Genomic DNA, 18,093 nt, shown 5'->3' with positions numbered 1-18,093 from the left:
GGCATGGCTGAGGACAGCATTCAGGAACGCCGCTACGCCGCCCGCCCCCTCACCCTGGGCCGCAACGGCCGCCCCCCGCGGACCCTGCGCAACCGGCTGGCCTCCGCACCGATGGAGCGAAACTACGGCACCACCGACGGGCACATCACCGAGCAGTACATCGACTACCTCGTCACGCGGGCCAGGGCCGGCCTGGGCATGGTGACCACCGAGGCCACCTACGTCCGCGCCGACGGCAAGGGCCGCACCCACCAGCTGGGACTGCACACCGATGCCATGATCCCGGGCCTGCGCAAACTCACCGATTCGCTGCACGCCGAAGGCGCCCTGGCTGCCGTCGAGCTCAACCACGGCGGCCGCACCGCCCAAGCCGCGGTGTCCGGGTTCAAGAATCTGGCGCCGTCGCCGGTGCCGTGTGAAGTGGCCGGCGGCGAGGTGCCGCGCGAACTGACCGCCGCGGAGTGCCAGGACCTTGCGGCGGCGTACGGCCATGCTGCCCGCCGCGCCGTGGACGCCGGCTTCGATGCCATCAACATCCACGGCGCCCACGGCTACCTCATCCATCAGTTCATGTCTCCGCTGTCCAACCACCGCGAGGACGAGTTCGCCGCCCCGGAGCGCTTCATGAACCTGGTGATCGACGAAGTCCGCCGGGCAGCTCCGAATGCCATCATCGGCATGCGTGTTTCCGTGGTGGAAGGCCCGGCGGACGGCATCACGGCGGAGCAGCAGCTGGAGATCATTGCCAAGGCGCACCTGGAACACCTCGACTTCCTGGACATCTCCGCCGGCAGCTACGAGGCCGGTGAATGGATTGTCCAGTCCGGCGAATGGAAGCCGGGCATCCTGGCCGGCTATGCCAAGGCCTACCGCCGGTTCGGGCTCCCGCTGGGTATGGCCGGCCGGCTGAACTCCCCGGCCATCATCGAAGAGGTCCTCGGCGACGGCACTTGTGACTTCGTCAGCCTGGCCCGCGCCATCCACGCCGACCCCGCCTTCATCGGAGGCGTGCTGCACGGCGAGCGCTACCGCCCGTGCATCGCCTGCAACGTCTGCATCGACAACCTGGGGCTCGGCCAGGTCACGTGCACCGTCAACCCGGCCGTCGGCCGCTCCCGGGTTCCCGTGCCGACGCCCGCCGTCCGTGACGGCTCCCGCGTGGTGGTGGTAGGGGCGGGTCCCGCCGGCCTCACCGCCGCCCGCGAACTCGCCGAAGCCGGCGCGAAAGTGACCGTGCTCGACGATGGCGCCCGCCCCGGCGGCCAGTTCGCCCTGGCCGAGCGGATGAAGTCCACCCCGGACTTCCACCGCTTCGCTGAATGGTCGGCGGAGGAGAACGCACGGCTCGGCATTGACGTCCGGCTGGGCACGCACGTGGACACCGGCGACGTCGGTGCGCTGGTCCGTGCAACCGGCGCCGACGCCGTCGTGCTCGCCACCGGAGGTCTCCGCCCCGCCGCCGGCTTCCCGGGCGATGAGTCCCCGAATGTCCTGGACGTGCGTGACTGGCTGGCTGCCCACCCCGGGGTTCTGGACGGCCGGGACATCCCCGGGGCCGTGACCATCTGGGGCGCGGATTCCGTGGCGATGACAGTGGCGGACACACTGGCGGACCGCGGCACCGCCGTGCTGCTGGTGGGCCCGCAGGAAGCCATCGCACCCGAATCCGGGCGCCGCGCCAAGATCCTGGCCGTGCCCCGGCTCCAAGCCAATCCGCGCGTCCGGATCCGCCTCGGCGCCACCATCGAGGAGTACGACGGCGCCCGGGTCCGCGTCAGCTCGGCCGGCGGCCCCGACGGACGGGACGGAGGTGAGTGGCTGGACGCCCCCGGTGAGCTGCTGGTCGCCCGTTCCGTCGCTCCGCTGGACGGCTCCGTGCCGGCCCGGGAACGCGACGCCGGGCTCAGCCTCGCGGCCGGGGTTCCCGTGACCCTCGCCGGAACGGTGGTGGACCAGAGCGCGGCCATAGCCTCCAACGCCGTGAAGAGCGGCTACGACGCCGCCCAGCGCGTGGCCGCCGCCCTGGCTCAACATGCGCCCGCCGACGCGCCCGCCGGCAGCCACTCCAGCCGCATCGCAAACCGCGAACTCACCATGAACGGAGCAGCCTCATGACACCCTCCCCACGCCGCCAGGTGGGCCTGGCCCAGCTTTCCCTCGTGGGGACGGCACCGCCGGACCTCGTGGCCATTGCCGCTGAAGCGGGCTTCGACTTCATCGGCGCCCGTGTCCGGCCGGTCACCGGCACCGAACGCGCCCACAACCTGCAGCCGGGGTCGCCCATGCTGAAGGAAACCCTGGCGCGGATGAGGGACACCGGGGTGACGGTGAAGGACATCGAGTTCCTGCTCCTGGACGGCAGCGAGCAGCGCGAGGCCTGGCTGCGGATGATGGCAGCAGGCCAGGCCCTGGGCGCCGGTTCGCTGACAGTCGCCGGAGCCGACGCGGACGCCTCCCGATTGGCGGACACCCTCGCCCGGATGACGGAAGACGGTCGGGGGTTCGGCATTGTTCCCACGCTGGAACCGATCTCCTACCAACCGGTACAGTCCCTCCGCGCCGCGGCGGAGCTCGCACGCCAGGCAGGCTGCCAGGTGGTGGTGGACGCGCTGCACTTCAACCGCTTCGGCGGCACCCAGGACCAGCTGGCCGACAGCTTGGACCTCGTCCCGCTGGTGCAGCTGTGCGACGGCCCGGCCCTGCGGCCCGTAGGCCGCGACGGCCTCGTGGCCGAGTCCCGCTCAGAGCGCGGCGTCCCCGGCGAGGGCGAGTTCGATCTCGCCGCACTGGTGGCGGCCTTCCCTGCCGGAACCCCCGTGAGCGTGGAGACGCCGTCGGACCGGCGCGTTGCCCAACTCGGCGGCGTGGGCTGGGCCCGGACCCTCAAGGCCGCTTCCGACGCCGTGCTGCAGGCGGCGGACAGCCTTCAGAAAGCAGGAGCCAAATGAGCAAAGTACTGGAAAGCACGACGGCGGAACTCACCGCCGGAGTCCGCGTCCCGCTGATCGGGCTGGGCACCTGGCCGATGGTGGGCGAGGAAGCCGCGGACGCCGTGGAGCGCGCCATCGCCAACGGCTACCGCCACATCGACACCGCCGAAAACTACGGCAACGAAGACGCCGTCGGCGAGGGCATCCGGCGCAGCGGGATTGCCCGGGGGGACCTCTTCATCACCACCAAGTTCAACAAGGACTGGCACAGCCGGGACGGGGTCAGCGCCGCCTTTGAGCGCTCCGCGGGGAGGCTGGGCGTCGACTACCTGGACCTGTTCCTGGTCCACTGGCCCAACCCCGCGCTGGGCCGCTTCGTCGAAGCCTGCGAAGGTCTCCAGCAACTGGCGGATGACGGGTCCATCCGTGCCTGGGGTGTCTCAAACTTCAAGCCTTCCCACCTGCGCCAAGTCCTGGCTGCCGGGCTGACGGTGCCGGTGAACCAGGTGCAGGTGGACCCCGCCCACGGCCAGCCCGAACAGCTGGCGTTCCACCGGGAGCACGGCATCACCACAGGTGCGTACAGCCCGCTGGGCCGCAACGGAGACTTCATGGCGAGCCCGGCCATCACCGGGCCGGCAAGGGAACTGGGCAGGACGCCCGGGCAGATCGTGCTCCGCTGGCATGTGCAGCAGGGCCGCATCGCCACGCCGAAATCCGCCAGCGACGCCCGGCAGCGGCAGAACCTGGACGTCTTCGGCTTCGAGCTGACACCGGCCCAGCTGGCGGCCATCAGTGCACTGGAGACCGGCGCCCCGCCGCGGCTCGATTCAGACAACTACGGACACTAGAGACACCGAAAGAACCCCAATGGAGAACCCCATGAACGCGAACACCGACTACACCACGGCGCCGGCCTCCACACCGGAACAGGACCGCCGGATTCCCGCCCTGGACTGCGATGTCCTGGTGGTCGGATCCGGCGCCGGTGGGCTGTCCGCGGCCGTCACCGCTGCCTACCACGGCCTCCGGGTCATCGTGGTGGAGAAGGCGGATGTCTGCGGCGGCGCCACCTCCTGGTCCGGCGGCTGGGCCTGGACCCCCGGCAACCCGCTGGCCCGGGCGGCCGGTGTGAACGAGGACAAGGAAACCTTCCGCACCTATCTGCGCCACACCCTGGGGGAGCAGTACCAGGCGGACAAGGTGGATGCCTTCCTCGAAGCCGTGCCGCACATGGTCGGCTTCTTCCAGGACAAGACGTCCCTGCAGTTCGTCCCGGGGGCCAGGATCAATGACATCTACGGCAAGGTACCGGGCGCAGGCACCGGCAACCGGTCGGTGGGGCCCAAACCGATCAACGCCCGCCGGATCCGTCCGGAACTCCGGAGCAAGATGCGCCACCAGCTCTACGAGACGTCCTTCCTGGGCATGGGCATCATGGCCGGTCCGGACCTCACCAACTTCCTCTCCGCCTCGCAGGGAAATCCCAAAGGCATCCTTCACGCCGGCTGGCGCCTGGGCCGCCACATCCTGGACCTGCTGACGCACCGGCGGAACATGCAGCTGGTCAACGGCACGGCCCTGACCGGGCGCCTGATGAAGTCCGCCGACGACCTGGGCGTGGACATCCGCGTTTCCACGCCTGCGCGGCGGCTGCTTACCGACGACACCGGCAAGGTGACCGGCGCCGTCGTCGGCTCCCCGGACGGTGAGGTGCAGATCAACGCAGCACACGGCGTCGTGCTCGCCGCTGGCGGCTTCCCCAACGACATCCAGCGCCGGAAGGAGCTCTTCCCCCACACGCCCACGGGACGTGAGCACTGGACGCTGGCCCCCGAGGAAACCAGCGGGGACGGCATCAGCCTGGCCCAGGCCGTGGGTGCACGGTTCAAGACCGATGTTAAGTCCGCTGCTGCGTGGTGCCCCGTATCGCTGGTGCCGTACCGCAGGGGCCGGACCGGGACCTTCCCGCACATCATGGACCGCGCCAAGCCGGGCAGCATCGGCGTCCTGGCGAACGGCAAACGCTTCGTCAACGAGGCCAACGGCTACTACGACTACGTGGCCGCGCTGATGGAAGCCACCCCCGAGGGCGGCACCGCCGAGTCATGGCAGATCGCGGACAGCCGGTTCGTCCGCAGGTTCCCGCTGGGCATGGCCAAGCCGCTGCCGGTCCCGCTGTTCCCGTACCTGCGCTCCGGTTACCTCAAGACGGGCCGAACCATCGAGGAGCTCGCGGCGAAGTGCGGCATCGACCCGGCCGGCCTCAAAGCCACTGTCGAGGAGTTCAACCGCAACGCCCGTGATGGCGTGGACCCTGACTTCGGCCGAGGCGAGACGGCCTTCAACCGCTATGGCGGGGATGCCGGGACCCGGCCCAACTCCGCACTCGGCCCGCTCGAGAAAGGACCGTTCTACGCGGTCCGTGTGGTGCCCGGCAGTTTCGGGACCTTCGCCGGGCTGGAAGCCGACGGCCGCTCACGCGTGCTGAATACCGGCGGCCAGCCGATCGGTGGCCTGTACGTGGCAGGCAACGACCAGGCGAACGTGATGGGCGGAAACTACCCCGCCGGCGGCATCAACCTGGGACCCGCCCTCACGTTCGGGTACATCGCCGGACGGGACCTCGCCGGAGCCACCACCTACGAGGACGACGGGTCGGAGCCGGAGGCGAGGCCTGCTGCGGTGCCGGTGTTCCACGCGCCGTTGACCGCCTAGGGTGCCGAGCGTATGCTGACGCTCACCTTCCGGGGCCGTCGCTCGGCGGGGGCCCGGGTCTCCTTCTAGAGCAAAACCGGCCGCCGGGTGCCGAGGCAGTTGCCGACGGCTGGCAGGGGGCACAACTCCATGTCTGAAATCACCATCAACGGCATCACCATTGATCCGATCAAACAGAACCGTGCCCTGCGTGACGCCGGGCTGGTCGCCGAGGACGCGTCGGAGTCGGACCACATCCTCATCCAGACCGCCGAGCCGCTGACCGCGGAACAGCGTGCTGAACTTGCGGGCATCGACGTCGAGATGCAGGAATACGTCTCGGACAACACCTACCTCGCCGCGTTCCCGCCGGAAGACCTGAACCGCGTGCGGGCTTTGCCGTTCGTGAGCTGGGCGGACGTCTACTCCCGCGTCTTCAAGATCCCGCCGCCCCTGCTGCCGCGCAGCGCGGACACGGGCAGCGTCCGGTCGCTGGCGGACCACGAACCGCATCCGGACCGCCGGCTGGAACGCGTGGACCTGCTGCTGCACCCGGGTCTCGAGGCCACCCCGGACCTGATCGCGCGGGTTGCCGCGGCAGCCCGGGTGGAGCCGGACGCGGTGGCGGTGACACCGGGCAAGCTGCGGATCACCACCTCGGTGGGCCAGCTCCCGGACCTCGCGAGAATCGATGAGATCCGCGAGATCCACCCGGTGCGCGACCGCCAGCTCTTCAACAACGTGGCACGGGAAATCCTGAATGCCGAGGTCCAGCTCAACGGGACAGACTACCGAGGGGGCGGCGAGGTGGTGGCGGTGGCGGACACCGGATTCGATACCGGCGACGCCGCCAATCCGCATCCGGCGTTCACCGGGCGGGTCCAGGTGCTCTACGCGCTGGGCCGGACAGCGCCGGACAAGACGGACGATCCGCACGGCCACGGCACCCACGTCGCAGGCTCCGTACTGGGCCGTGGAAACTCGGCCACCATGGGCGGGGACATTGAGGGAACCGCACCCGAGGCACAGCTGATCCTCCAGAGCGTCCTCGACTCCAACGGCGGCCTCGGCGGCATCCCGGTCAACCTCAACGACCTCTTCCAAAAGACGTACGACGACGGCGCCCGCGTGCACACGAACTCCTGGGGCGTCCCCGGACTCAACCTTCCGTATGACGCCAGCTCGCGGGAGATCGACGAGTTCGTCTGGAACCACCAGGACCAGGTGATCTGCTTTGCGGCCGGGAACGACGGCGTGGACGGCAACAGCGACGGAGTGGTGGACTCGAACTCCATCGGTTCCCAGTCCGCCGCGAAGAACTGCATCACCGTGGGCGCCAGCGAAAGCCTCCGCAAGGAGTTCGCGCCGTCCTACGGCACCTACTGGCCTGGAGACTTCCCCGCGAATCCGGTCAAGCGGGACAAACAGGCGAACAACCCGGACGGGATGGTGGCCTTCTCCAGCCGGGGGCCCACCATGGAGGGCCGCATCAAGCCCGACGTGGTGGCGCCGGGAACCAGCATCCTGTCCGCGCTCTCACGGAACGCCCCGATGGGCAACACCTTCGGCACGTCCACGGACCCGCTGTTCTTTTTCGATTCCGGCACCTCCATGGCAACCCCGCTGGTTGCCGGCTGCGCCGCGGTGCTGCGTGAAACCCTGGTGAAGAACGGACTCGGCGAGCCCAGCGCGGCCCTGGTCAAAGCCCTCCTGATAAACGGCGCCGACGAGCTGCCGGGACAGTACAACCCCAGCGAGGCCGGGGAATCACCGAACGGGAACTCCGGCTGGGGCAGGGTCAACCTGGCCCGGTCCGTGGTCCTTCCCGGGCAGCCCGGTAATGCGGGCCTGGGCGAAGGGGGCCCGCTGGAGCAGGGGGAGGAGGACTCCTTCACCATCGACATCCCCGAGGAGGTCCCCAAGGTAGCCGCCAAAGGGAGACGGAACCGGGGACCGGCCGGGGCCCCGGAACTCACGGCCGCCGGGGTGACGCTGAAGATCACCCTCGTGTGGTCTGATCCGCCCGGACCCCAGTTGCAGAACGACCTGGACCTCATTGTGCTCGCGGCCGACGGCAGTGAACGCCACGGCAACTCCGGCATCACCGCCGGCTTCGACCACCGGAACAACGTGGAACAGGTCCTCTGGACGGGCATGCCGCCGGGGGAGGCCAAGATCGTGGTCCGGGCCTTCCGGATCACCCAGTTCCCGCAGCCCTACGCCTACGTGTGGCGGCTGTCCTAACATTGATATAGAGCCTGAACGGAGGCACCCATGAGCGTTGAATCCACTGCACCCGCACCCGCCGGAAGCATCCGTTCCCGGATCGCGGCGCACCCCGTCGCCGCGTTCCTGTTGCTTGCCATCCCGGCAGCATGGCTCGCGCAGTGCCTCGCCATCCTGTTGCTGCAGGACGTCACTCCCGGGCTCCTGGTGGAACTGCTCGTCCTGCTCGGGGCCGCGGTCCTCGTCACGGCGGCAACGGACAGCCGCCCCGGGGTTCGCCGCCTGTTCAGCGGCGTGGTCCGCTGGCGCGTGGGCGCCGGCTGGTATGTCATGGCGTTGCTGGCCCTGCCGGTCCTGACGTTGCTGACCGCCGTCGTGACCGGTACGCTCCGGGAGCCGGGCAGCGGGTGGGCCGCCACCGCCGGCCTCTACCTGTTGAAGGCCGTGGTCATCGGCGCCGTGCTGGGCAACATCTGGGAGGAACTGGCGTGGGCGGGGGTGGTCCAGCGGCGGCTGATGGAACGGAAGGGCGTCCTCGCAGGCTCGCTCCTGACCGCCATTCCCTTCGCCCTGATCCATTTGCCCCAGGCCTTCGCGGAGCGCGGATTCGCGGCCACGCCGTGGGCGGACGTTGCCCTCTCGTGGGGAGTCCTCTTCGGCTTCGCCCTCGTGGCGCGCTACCTGCTGGGCCTGGCCTATATCTCAACAGGCGGTAGCATCCTGATTTTGGGCCTCCTGCATGGGTCGATGAATGCGTCCCAAAGCATGGACACAGTGGACTGGTGGCAGTTCATCCCGGCGGTGGTGGTGCTGACCGCGGCGGTCGCGGCCTACCTCGCCGTCAGGTCCCCGACCACCGGCCAGGGCAGCAGCGGACATGCCCTGCGCCGGCGGCGTATCCGGCCGGTCAGGCCCGCAAACCCCTAGCTGCCTGATGGCGGGGAGGAAGCGATGGCCATGGAAGATTCCCGGGACAGCAGCAGGCTTCGCCGGCCGGACCTGCGGCTGTCCGCAGCGCTGATCCTCGCCGGTGTGCTGGCTACGCCCTCAGTGTGCGGCACGGGCCCTCGGCCTGGGCCGGCGCTGCCGACGGGGCGAAGGCCCTGCGGTTCGCCGCTGCGGAGGATGTCCGATGGCTGGAGTGGGGGTCCGGAGCTACCAGTGCTTCGTCCTGGGAGCGGCACTCCTGCTGTTCGGCGCCGCCATCGCCGCCACGCTGGGCGGAATTGTGCTGATGCTTGCCTGGGCCGGCTGGCTGCTCGTGGTGGCATGGCGCGGGAAGGCCGGCGCCGGGGCTTCCGCCGGCTAGGCTGCCGCTCGCCGGGCTTCCGCCCACTGGCAGGTGCGGATAATCTGGGGAAGTCAGGATGCTGCCACAGCAGCACCCCAGTTCCTGGCCAAGAGAGGCCCCACATGTCAGAGAAGCTGCATCTCACTCCGGAAGACGACTTCCCGGAGGATCTCACCACGGTCGAGGACACGGAACTTCAGGTCCTCGACAGCCAGATCCAGCGCCAACTCGATTACGAATATGTGGCCGAGGGCGAACCGAACCCGGAGACCGAATTCCGGCACTACGACCTCGACGAGGAATTCAGCGAGCGGGACAAACGGGACTAGCTGCTTACCGGTATTTCCAGCACGTTCGTTTCGGCTGACCACGCACTCCGTGTTCCCAGCCCGGCGCAAAGCCCCTGCATCCGTGTTGCGATCCGTTGCGCGCTTTTTCCGGCCAGCCGCGCCTGGAAACCGGTGATGACGGTCGGATGGAGGTGCAGCCGGACGGGCACGCCGCCGGCGGTTTCCACGCAGAAAATGAAGGACAGGTCGTTGCGCTCCCCGGCATCCACGGCATAGTCGTCAATGAAGTCGCCGGCGCTGTAGATGATGGGCCGGCCGCGGTGGATCTCCACGCCGCGGAAGATATGGGCGGAGTGCCCGAACACCACGTCCGCCCCGGCGTCGACCAGGGATTTGCCCAGGCGCCGGTGCCCGGGCGGCACATCGGCTCCCCAGTTGCCGCCCCAGTGCGCCGAAACCACCAGCAGGTCCGTGCGGGCCTTGGTGCGGCGGACCAGCGCCAGCAGCTCCCGGACCCGGGCGTCGTCCCGGACAGGTTCGTCCACCGGCACGTAGTAGACCCCGGGCCGCCCCGGCCCGGCCTCCCAGTCCGGCTGGTTGTCCGTGAAGGCAATGAACCCGACGGCGGTTTGGCCCACCCGCCTGATCGCGGGCAGGCGGGCGGTGGCCTGGTCTGTCCCGGCCCCGGCGTGGAGGATTCCGCTGCGGTCCAGCGCTGGCAGGGTCTCCCGCAACGCCTCCGCCCCGTAGTCCAGCACGTGGTTGTTGGCGAGGGATACGACGTTGATGCCGGCCGCCGTCAGGACGGCCACGTTCCGGGCGTCCGAGCGGAAATGGAACACTTTTCCTGGCTGCGGCGTCCCGCCGTCGGCCAGGACGCATTCGAGGTTGGCGAACCTGATATCCGCCCGCGCCAGGACGGGAAGCGTGTTGCCCCAGGGGAAGGCAGGCGTGGCTGATGTGAGCCGCTGGTTCACCAGCCGGCCCAGCATCACGTCACCCAGCAATACCAAGCGCATTGCGCCTCCGGTCCTCCGAAAGTACGCCTACTGCTCCGCCGGGCCGGCCACGGCGTGCCGGGACCCCGCTTTGAGGGCGGTCCTGATGCGGACCTTTGAGGTGTAAGAGATCGAGCCGTACTGGAAGAGTCGCACGGCCACACGGAGCATCACTGCGGCCCCGACGTAGAGGATGGCAATCACCACCACTGCCTCAAAGATGCCAAGTGAGCCGAAGGCGTTCCGCAGCAGCGCCGTGACCGGCGCGGAGAACGGAAAGTAGGTGAACACCTGCACGATGGGCGAGTGCGGCTCGGAGACCACCAGGCTGACTGAATAGAAGGGAATGAAGATCAGGGCGATCATGACGCCCATGAAATTACCGGCCTCCTTGGCTGTGGGCATCACGGCGCCGATGGCCACCAGGGTGGTGGTGAACAGGGCAAAGCCGCCCACGAGGATCAGGAAGCCAACGCCCATCCGGGCGGGGTCGAAGACCAGCTGGGACGCCTCGAACTCGGGGATGTTCAGGGCGTCACGGTAGAAGAGCGCGCCGATCAGGACGGGGGACGCGAAAACGGCCACCTGCACAACGCCCACCATGAACAGGGCCAGCACCTTGCCGGTGATGAGGGTGGTGGGCTTCAGCGTGGTCAGGATCATCTCGGTGACCCTGTTCTCCTTTTCCTCCAGCGTGGAATTCAGCATCTGTCCGGCGAGGAGCACCACAAGTCCGTAAAAGACCACCAGGAAGGCAAGTGGCGGAATCACGGAGTTCATGCCCCCGGCCACTTCGGAGCCCTGGTACGTGACGGTTTCCACCTGCACAGTCCCGGCCGCCAGGTTGGACAGCTGCGGTGAGCCGATCCGCATGGCGACGGCGCGGGCGAGCATGGCCTGGGCGACGGCGGCGTACTTGCCGTTCTCGAACACCCCCTTGTCCGCCCCAAACACCTTCACTGCGGTGTTCTCGGGATGTGCCGGAAACTCGTAGAAGGCCTCGACCGCACCGGACCGGACGTCGCGGATCCCGGCTTCGGACGACGCCGCCGCAGTGGCGCCGAACGCGGCGGCGTCGGCGGGAGTGATCAGGCCGGAGGCATCCACGTAGGAGATGCTGAACTGGGCGTTCCGCTGGGCCTCGGCGGCGGTGCTGCTGCTGGTGTTGCTGAGGAAAATCAGCCCGAACACGATGGCCATGATGACGGGTACGGACAGTGTGCCGATCCAGAAGCGCGGCTTGGTGACAGTACGGACGAACTCGAACCTGATCACGGTGCCCAGATTGTGCTGTGCCACGGCTAAGCCCCCGCCCTCATGCCCACGCCGGTGGCGACTGGCGACGACGGGGTGTTCTGCTCGCCGTAGACGCGGATGAAGATGTCCTCCAGCGAGATCTTGGTGGTGGTGAAACTGCGGACCACCACGCCGGCGTCCATGAGTTCCCGCAGGATGGCTGCTTCATCGGTGTTGTCCGAGACGGACAGTTCCGCATAGTTGGTTTCGTCCAGCGTCACCGCATAGTGGGGCGAGGCCGGAATGCGCCCTGAGTGCCGGATTCGGACAACCCTGCCGCCGTACCTGTTCTGGACCTCATCGATGGTGCCGTAGGCCTCGGACGTGCCGTCCTTCAGGAGGACGATGCGGTCACAGAGCCGCTCCACTTCCTCCATCTGGTGCGTCACCATGACCACCGTGGCGCCGTCGGCCTTCTGCTCCGCGATGATGTCCATCAGCAGCCGGCGGTTCACCGGGTCGAAGCCCTTGGTTGGTTCGTCGAGGATGAGGAGCTCGGGACGGTTCATGATGGTTACGCCGAGCTGGACCTTCTGCTGCTCGCCGCTGGAGAGCTTGTCCACCTGGGTGGCGGCCTTGCCGGACAGGTCCACGCGGTCCAGGTACGCCAGGGACCACTGCCGCGCGGCGTGCCGGTCCATTCCCTTGAGCCGGCCGAAGTAGGTCATGACGTCCATGACCTTTTCCTTCTTGTAGAGCCCGCGTTCCTCCGGAAGGTAGCCCAGCCGGCTGCCGTGTTCCGGTTTGAAGGGCCGCCCGTTGACGTGCAGGACCCCTGCCGTGGGCTCGTAGAGGCCCAGGAGCGCGCGGATGGTGGTGGTCTTTCCTGAGCCGTTGCTGCCGAGGAATCCGAAGGTCTCGCCGGCCCGGACGTCGAAGGAGAGGTCGCGGACCACGGTGGTGCCCGCGAAGTCCATCCGGAAGCCGCTGATGTGGACCACTGCCTCGTCCATGGCTGTCGCCGCCTGTGCCGATCATTGCCCGCCGGTGTCTGTTCCCCCGGGGCAGGCTGCCATGTGACCAGACTGGCTGCGGATGCTCCCCAACGGAAGGGGCGAAGGTCCCGGCCGTGTGTCCAGAAGCTGGAACGGAACCCGGAAAGGCAACTCGAGCCGTTCCCTCCGGCGGGGCATAAAAAATGGCCGGGACGCGGAAGTCTCCGCGGCCCGGCCATCAGGTAACGACTACTTGTCGTTGATGGTGTCCTTGACGTCCTCGGCGGCGTGCTTCGCGTCGGCCGTGCCCTGATCAATCTTGCCTTCGGTCTCGAGCTTGCTGTTGTTGGTCAGCTTGCCGAATGCCTCCTTGGCCTCGCCGATTGCTTTCTCGGTCGCGTTCTTGATCTTGTCGCCCAAACCCATGTTTGTATCCTCAATCAGTTGATCAGTCGCAGGCGGGCGGATGCCGACCGTTGCCCCTCCACCCTAGGTGCAACCGGCTTCCAGCAGTGCCATACGCAGTTGTGCGTCCATGGCGTCGCGGTCCGCACCGCGTCATATGTTGAGGCGGCGGCGTAACCGGAACACGATCTCGACGGCGGCGCACCCGCCAAGCGCCGCCAGCAGGGCGGCGTTGCGGAGCTCGTCCGGGGGCCACGAGATGCCGAAGAAGTCTGCGATGACGGGGACGGTGAGCAGCGCGAGGAGGCCAGCATACATTGAGGCGACGATGAGGAGACGCCAGCGGTTCAGTGGCCGGGAAAGCACCACGAGCACCCAGAGTGCCACCAGAGCGAGCACCATGACCGACCCGGTCCGCACGGAGTCCTCCCCGTACACGCCTGCGATCGCCGCATAGGTATTCAGTGTAAGGACGGCCGCAGTGATGATGAGGCCGGCGGGGACGGCAAACGTCAGGGAGCGTTTGAGGAAGCCGGGCCTGTAGAGCCGGGCGTTGGGCATGAGGGCGAGGAAGAAAGCGGGGATGCCGATGGTGAGCCCGTCGGTGGCGGAGAGCTGTCGCGGCAGGAATGGAAAGCCCCACAGCAAACCGCCGAAGACCACCGAAAGGGCAATGGCATACGCTGTCTTGGCCAGGAACAGCATGGAGACGCGCTCGATGTTGGCGATGACCCGCCTTCCCTCAGCCACGACGCCGGGAAGCCTGTCGAATCGGCCGTCCAAGAGCACCAGCCGGGAGACGGCCTTGGTGGCCGCGGCGGCGGTGCCCATGGCAATCCCGACGTCCGCCTCCTTCAGCGCCAGGGCATCATTGACGCCGTCACCGGTCATGGCCACCACGTGGCCCCGGCTGCGCAGTGCAGCGACCATGGCCTTCTTTTGCGCGGGGGTGACCCGGCCGAATACCTTGTGGTCCTGCAGGACGTCCGCCATGAGTTCGGGATCTTCTGGCAGTTCGCGGGCATCGTAGCCGTCAGTGGAGTCCAGGCCTACGTCGCGGGCGACTGCCGCCACGGTCCGCGGATCGTCACCGGAGATAATGCGGAGGTCGACGCCCTGTTTCCGGAAGTAGGCGAGGGTCGTGGCGGCGTCGGGCCGTATCTTTTCGCGGAATGTCAGTAACGCGGCAGGCACCAGCACGGACGGCAGGGCTGCCTCCTCCGCTTCCCGGGCTGCCATGGGCTGCCCGGCATGGGCCAAAACCAGGGTCCGGAGGCCGGACGATGCCAGCCCGGCCGCCGAGGCCAGGGCCTGGACGTGTCCCGGGGTCGTGGACTCCAGGACGAGTTCCGGGGCGCCCAGCACCCAGGTGCCGGGCGCGGACCCGTCGTTGAAGCTGACCGCGCTCCATTTCCGGGACGACGCGAAGGGGACGGAGGATACCGGGCGGGGGACGCCGTCGTCCTTGTAGACGGCGGCGAGGCAGCGGGCGGTGGCGTTTGCATCGGGGTCGGCCCCGAACCAGCCCAGCGCCTCCTTCCACCCTTGCACCGGCGCGGCGCCGGCGTCGTGCATGCCGTCGAAAATGATTCGTCCTTCAGTGAGGGTGCCGGTCTTGTCCAGGCAAAGCATGTCCACCCGGGCCAGCCCTTCCACGGCTGCCAGTTCCTGGATGAGGACCTTGTCGCGCGCGAGCCGCAGCCCGCCCAGGGCGAAAGCGACGCTGGCCATGAGCACCAGGCCCAGCGGGACCATGGCGATGACACTGGCCACGGCGCCCACCGCCGCGGTCTTCCAGGCCCCCGTGGCCAGCGCTTGGCTCCAGCCTCCCTGGGCGTGCATCTCCCCGTTGACAACGACGGCCATGACAGGGAGGAGGCCCCATGTGATCCAGCGCAGGACCCGGTTGAGGCCGGTGCGGATTTCCGAGTTCACCAGGGAAAAACGCTTGGCCGCCGTCGTGAGCTTGCCGGCGAAGGAGTCGTCCCCCACGCGGACAACCTGCGCCCGGCCCTGGCCGCCTACAACACTGGACCCGGCCAGGGCCTCGGACCCCGCTTCTTTGTCCACGGGGTTGGATTCGCCGGTGAGCAGGGACTCGTCGATTTCCAGCCCGTTGGCGTCGAACACGGTGGCGTCCGCGGGCACCTGGTCCCCGGCGAAGAGCAGGATGACGTCGTCAAGGACCACCTCGGCCGTCGGAATGTCCTGGATGGCGCCGTCCCTCAGGACCCGTGCGTGCGGGGAGTTCAGCACCGCAAGCCGGTCCAGCGACTTCTTGGCCCGGTACTCCTGGACCACCCCGATGACGGCGTTGCCGACGGCGGCGAAGCCGAAGAGGGCGTCCTGCCACTGCCCCAAGGCCAGGAGCAGCACGAAGCTCCCAGCCACAATGGCATTGAACAGGGTCAGGACGTTCGCGCGGAAGATGTCCCACAGGCTGCGGCTTGATGCGTTGGAGACCAGATTGGTCAAACCTCCGCGGACACGTTCGGAGACGTCCGCACTGGACAGGCCGTTGCCGCGCCACCTGGCTTTGCCAAACCGGTGGGTGCGTTGCCCCGTCACCATGTGTGTTGCTCCCTTAGGCATGTGCCGCTCGTAGTCCATAGTGTGGCACGTCGGCCGGCCCGTGGCCCGCTTTGGAGGGCCCGGCGGATGTGGCCCGCATCAGGCGCACGGGAACGGTACCATCATGATCATGCCCGGAGTTCTCGACATTGCAGGTCCCATCCTGGAAGTGCTGACCTGGATTTGCCTGCCTGCCGGCCTGATCCTCCTCGTGGTCGTGGGGACGATGAGGCGGTTCGAGGATCAGTGGACCCACTCGGAGGGAGTGGTCTACTCCGACGAGAGCGGCGTCGGTTTCCGCTGGTACGACCACCATTACCAGGTTCACAACGCGCCCATGTCCCCGCATGACATCCGGCATATGGCCCCGGGTGACGCCGTCACCATTCATTACGCGGTGAAGACCCCCACCAGCTGGCGGACCACCGCCCCGGAGGTCCGCGGAGAGGCAGCCGGTGTCCTTGGCTGGATCCTGACCGGCATCGGGGCGGCGGCCATGGTTGCCGGCTTCCTGCTGCCGATGTTCTAGGGCGCGGACAGCCTAGGGCGCGGACAGGGCCGCCCGGGCTGAAGGCCAGGACTTGAGGACCTCCAGTGCGCCGGGATCGCGCTCTTCCAGGATGGCCTGCCGATGGGACTCCTCCAACAGGGCATCGACGGAAACCCTGGTTCCGGTGGAGGCGCTGAGCACGGCGGCCTCCACCATCGCCAGGCTCATGATGTTGCGGTGGACCCGTCCCATCGGGGTGCTCCCGGTGCGGAGCGCCGCCACAAAGTCCCGCAGCGAGCCGGCGATTTCCTGGCCGGGGTCGTGGCTGGTTGCCGGACCTGTGGCTTCGGCGGATTCCACCGTGGGCTCGTTGTCTCCGTCCCACAGCACGGTGCCGTGTTCGCCGCTGATCCGCCATGAAGCATTCCACGACGTCTCCTGTCCGGGGCTGCACCAGCTGCCGGTGAAAACGAAGCGTTCGCCGCCGGTCATCTCGAAGATGGCGCTGGCCCCGGCATCTCCGCGGTACCAGCTCCACGATGGGTTGTATTCCTCGCAGAAAACGGAGACCGGGTCGGCGTCGAGCAGGAACCGGGCCATGTCGAACTGGTGGATGGCCATGTCCAGCAGGAGCGGGTGGTCCATGGCATCGCGGAAGCCGCCGAAGTGCGGGGCCTTGAAGAACTCGGCCGAAACTATCCCGACGCTGCCCAGCGAGGCGGCCAGGCGCTTCGCCTCGAAAAGCTGCCGGTTGTAGCGGCGGGACTGGCTGACCATGAAGAGCTGGCCGGACACTTCGGCGGCGGCGGCAAGGGACAGGCCCTGCGCCACAGTGGAGGCAACCGGCTTTTCGCCCAGGACCGGCAGGCCGGCGGACAGCGCCTCGGTGGTCACCGGGTGGTGCGCGGCCGGGACGGTGACGTTGATGACGGCCCGCGCTCCGACGTCGGCCGCCAGTGCGGCGGTGCCCGTCCCGACCGGAAGGTCCGGGCGTCCGACGGCGGCGGCCGCCGCGCGGGCGGCACCAAGGTCAAGGTCCGCGATGGCGGCCAGTTCCACCAACGGTGACTCTTCCACGGTCCGAAGCCAGGTGCGGCCCATGCCGCCGGCGCCGACGACGACGACGCGCAGGGGAGTTCCGTCCTCGGAAATGGTGGCGAACGGGGTGCTCACGCGGTGGCCCCCTGGTAGCTCTTGCCGTTGAAGAAGTCGTTCGTCTCGTAGCGCAGCAGCTCGGGGTAGGCGCGCTCGGGGCGGTCGGTGACGGCCCACTCGACGGCGTTCGCGATGACGCGGCGGACGTCCTTGTGGTGGTACACCGGGTAGTCCTGGTCGCCCGGGCTGAAGAAGAAGATCTTGCCGTGGCCGCGGCGGAACGTGCAGCCGGAACGGAACACTTCGCCGCCGCTGAAGGAGCTGATGAACACGAGCTCTTCGGGGGTGGGGATGTCGAAGAACTCGCCGTACATTTCCTGCTGGTCGATCACGATGGGGTGCGGCACGCCCTTGGCGATGGGGTGCGTGGGGTCCACGGTCCAGACAAGTTCGCGGTCCTGCTCGGAACGCCAGCGCAGCGTGCAGGACGTGCCCATGAGCTTTGTGAAGATCTTGGACCAGTGCCCGGAGTGCAGCACGATCAGGCCCATGCCGGCCAGTACGTGGCGGTGGACGCGTTCGACGATCTCGTCCTCCACGTCGCCGTGGGACATGTGCCCCCACCAGGTCAGGACGTCAGTGTTGGCCAGGACCTCCTCGGTGAGGCCGTGCTCGGGTTCGTCCAGCGTGGCGGTGCGGACGCTGGCCTTGGCGCCAAGGTTTTCCTCGATGCCGGCCTTGACGGCGCCGTGCATCCCGGCGGGGTAGAGGCGGGCGACCAGCTCGTCGCGCTTTTCGTGCCGGTTCTCGCTCCAGACGGTGACGCGGACGGTGCCGTCCTGCGGGGTTGCTTGCGGGTTCATGGTTTC

16 protein-coding genes are annotated in these 18,093 nt (G+C 68.2%); 9 read left to right on the top strand and 7 right to left on the bottom strand.

Annotation, left to right across the window (positions count from 1 at the left end; genetic code table 11):
• Positions 1-3: 3 nt before the first annotated feature.
• From CXQ91_RS16765 to CXQ91_RS16735, 8 genes are all read left to right on the top strand, one after another.
• Entirely contained in the window at positions 4-2,115 is a 2,112-nt protein-coding gene (locus CXQ91_RS16765) for an FAD-dependent oxidoreductase (RefSeq protein ID WP_104175031.1), read from the top strand.
• Positions 2,112-2,948 (top strand): sugar phosphate isomerase/epimerase, encoded by an 837-nt coding sequence (locus tag CXQ91_RS16760; RefSeq protein WP_104175030.1) that lies wholly within the window; start codon positions 2,112-2,114, stop codon positions 2,946-2,948. Before CXQ91_RS16765 ends, CXQ91_RS16760 begins: the two co-directional genes overlap by 4 nt.
• Positions 2,945-3,781 carry an aldo/keto reductase gene (locus tag CXQ91_RS16755; protein WP_104175029.1) on the top strand — a complete coding sequence of 279 codons (837 nt, stop codon included), beginning with the start codon at positions 2,945-2,947 and terminating at the stop codon, positions 3,779-3,781. The genes CXQ91_RS16760 and CXQ91_RS16755 overlap by 4 nt, the downstream gene beginning before the upstream one ends.
• A gap of 31 nt (positions 3,782-3,812) precedes the next feature.
• Positions 3,813-5,648, top strand: a complete 1,836-nt coding sequence (locus CXQ91_RS16750) for an FAD-dependent oxidoreductase (RefSeq protein WP_104175028.1) — start codon at positions 3,813-3,815, stop codon at positions 5,646-5,648.
• A 129-nt stretch (positions 5,649-5,777) separates the two neighbouring features.
• Positions 5,778-7,871, top strand: coding sequence for a S8 family serine peptidase (locus tag CXQ91_RS16745; RefSeq protein WP_104175027.1), 2,094 nt, complete (start codon positions 5,778-5,780; stop codon positions 7,869-7,871).
• Between the two features lie 30 nt (positions 7,872-7,901).
• On the top strand, positions 7,902-8,780 hold the full coding sequence (locus CXQ91_RS16740) for a CPBP family intramembrane glutamic endopeptidase (protein ID WP_104175026.1): 879 nt from the start codon (positions 7,902-7,904) through the stop codon (positions 8,778-8,780).
• Positions 8,781-8,985: 205 nt separating this feature from the next.
• Positions 8,986-9,162: a hypothetical protein gene (locus tag CXQ91_RS24780; RefSeq protein ID WP_181038926.1), complete on the top strand. Its 177-nt coding sequence runs from the start codon at positions 8,986-8,988 to the stop codon at positions 9,160-9,162.
• Positions 9,163-9,266: 104 nt separating this feature from the next.
• Positions 9,267-9,473 (top strand): hypothetical protein, encoded by a 207-nt coding sequence (locus tag CXQ91_RS16735; protein ID WP_104175025.1) that lies wholly within the window; start codon positions 9,267-9,269, stop codon positions 9,471-9,473.
• On the opposite strand, the gene CXQ91_RS16730 is transcribed toward CXQ91_RS16735, so the two are convergent.
• The 5 genes from CXQ91_RS16730 to CXQ91_RS16710 form a co-directional block, all read right to left on the bottom strand.
• On the bottom strand, positions 9,470-10,453 hold the full coding sequence (locus tag CXQ91_RS16730) for a CapA family protein (RefSeq protein WP_104175024.1): 984 nt from the start codon (positions 10,451-10,453) through the stop codon (positions 9,470-9,472). The two genes, CXQ91_RS16735 and CXQ91_RS16730, sit on opposite strands and share 4 nt — an antisense overlap.
• A 27-nt stretch (positions 10,454-10,480) precedes the next feature.
• Positions 10,481-11,731, bottom strand: a complete 1,251-nt coding sequence (locus CXQ91_RS16725; RefSeq protein WP_104175023.1) for an ABC transporter permease — start codon at positions 11,729-11,731, stop codon at positions 10,481-10,483.
• Positions 11,732-11,733: 2 nt separating this feature from the next.
• A complete protein-coding gene (locus CXQ91_RS16720) occupies positions 11,734-12,681 on the bottom strand; it encodes an ABC transporter ATP-binding protein (protein WP_104175022.1) in 948 nt (315 codons plus the stop codon).
• A 231-nt stretch (positions 12,682-12,912) separates the two neighbouring features.
• A complete protein-coding gene (locus CXQ91_RS16715; protein ID WP_104175021.1) occupies positions 12,913-13,089 on the bottom strand; it encodes a CsbD family protein in 177 nt (58 codons plus the stop codon).
• 132 nt (positions 13,090-13,221) lie between these two features.
• The gene (locus CXQ91_RS16710) at positions 13,222-15,660 is read right to left on the bottom strand and encodes an HAD-IC family P-type ATPase (protein ID WP_374953669.1); all 2,439 of its coding nucleotides are present in this window, start codon (positions 15,658-15,660) and stop codon (positions 13,222-13,224) included.
• A 109-nt stretch (positions 15,661-15,769) separates the two neighbouring features.
• Here CXQ91_RS16710 and CXQ91_RS16705 point away from each other — a divergent pair, with 109 nt between their 5' ends.
• Complete coding sequence (locus CXQ91_RS16705; protein ID WP_104175097.1) at positions 15,770-16,168, top strand: hypothetical protein; 399 nt, start codon at positions 15,770-15,772, stop codon at positions 16,166-16,168.
• Positions 16,169-16,180: 12 nt separating this feature from the next.
• Here the strand turns inward: CXQ91_RS16705 and CXQ91_RS16700 are convergent, their stop codons facing one another.
• Positions 16,181-17,302: a Gfo/Idh/MocA family protein gene (locus CXQ91_RS16700; RefSeq protein ID WP_104175019.1), complete on the bottom strand. Its 1,122-nt coding sequence runs from the start codon at positions 17,300-17,302 to the stop codon at positions 16,181-16,183.
• Positions 17,299-18,087, bottom strand: a complete 789-nt coding sequence (locus CXQ91_RS16695; RefSeq protein ID WP_104175018.1) for a ThuA domain-containing protein — start codon at positions 18,085-18,087, stop codon at positions 17,299-17,301. The genes CXQ91_RS16700 and CXQ91_RS16695 overlap by 4 nt, the downstream gene beginning before the upstream one ends.
• Positions 18,088-18,093: the final 6 nt, after the last annotated feature.

The sequence above is a fragment of the Arthrobacter sp. Y81 genome (assembly GCF_002929335.1).
Classification (GTDB): domain Bacteria; phylum Actinomycetota; class Actinomycetes; order Actinomycetales; family Micrococcaceae; genus Arthrobacter.
Note: the sequence above shows the minus strand (reverse complement) of the source record. Positions and strands in the feature narration are given on the sequence as shown.

Excerpts from the sequence above, each read along its gene's own strand:
- CXQ91_RS16765 (WP_104175031.1), top strand. The coding sequence starts at position 4 with ATGGCTGAGGACAGCATTCAGGAACGCCGCTACGCCGCCCGCCCCCTC.
- CXQ91_RS16760 (WP_104175030.1), top strand. The coding sequence starts at position 2,112 with ATGACACCCTCCCCACGCCGCCAGGTGGGCCTGGCCCAGCTTTCCCTC.
- CXQ91_RS16755 (WP_104175029.1), top strand. The coding sequence starts at position 2,945 with ATGAGCAAAGTACTGGAAAGCACGACGGCGGAACTCACCGCCGGAGTC.
- CXQ91_RS16750 (WP_104175028.1), top strand. The coding sequence starts at position 3,813 with ATGAACGCGAACACCGACTACACCACGGCGCCGGCCTCCACACCGGAA.
- CXQ91_RS16745 (WP_104175027.1), top strand. The coding sequence starts at position 5,778 with ATGTCTGAAATCACCATCAACGGCATCACCATTGATCCGATCAAACAG.
- CXQ91_RS16740 (WP_104175026.1), top strand. The coding sequence starts at position 7,902 with ATGAGCGTTGAATCCACTGCACCCGCACCCGCCGGAAGCATCCGTTCC.
- CXQ91_RS24780 (WP_181038926.1), top strand. The coding sequence starts at position 8,986 with ATGGCTGGAGTGGGGGTCCGGAGCTACCAGTGCTTCGTCCTGGGAGCG.
- CXQ91_RS16735 (WP_104175025.1), top strand. The coding sequence starts at position 9,267 with ATGTCAGAGAAGCTGCATCTCACTCCGGAAGACGACTTCCCGGAGGAT.
- CXQ91_RS16730 (WP_104175024.1), bottom strand. The coding sequence starts at position 10,453 with ATGCGCTTGGTATTGCTGGGTGACGTGATGCTGGGCCGGCTGGTGAAC.
- CXQ91_RS16720 (WP_104175022.1), bottom strand. The coding sequence starts at position 12,681 with ATGGACGAGGCAGTGGTCCACATCAGCGGCTTCCGGATGGACTTCGCG.
- CXQ91_RS16715 (WP_104175021.1), bottom strand. The coding sequence starts at position 13,089 with ATGGGTTTGGGCGACAAGATCAAGAACGCGACCGAGAAAGCAATCGGC.
- CXQ91_RS16710 (WP_374953669.1), bottom strand. The coding sequence starts at position 15,660 with ATGCCTAAGGGAGCAACACACATGGTGACGGGGCAACGCACCCACCGG.
- CXQ91_RS16705 (WP_104175097.1), top strand. The coding sequence starts at position 15,770 with ATGCCCGGAGTTCTCGACATTGCAGGTCCCATCCTGGAAGTGCTGACC.
- CXQ91_RS16695 (WP_104175018.1), bottom strand. The coding sequence starts at position 18,087 with ATGAACCCGCAAGCAACCCCGCAGGACGGCACCGTCCGCGTCACCGTC.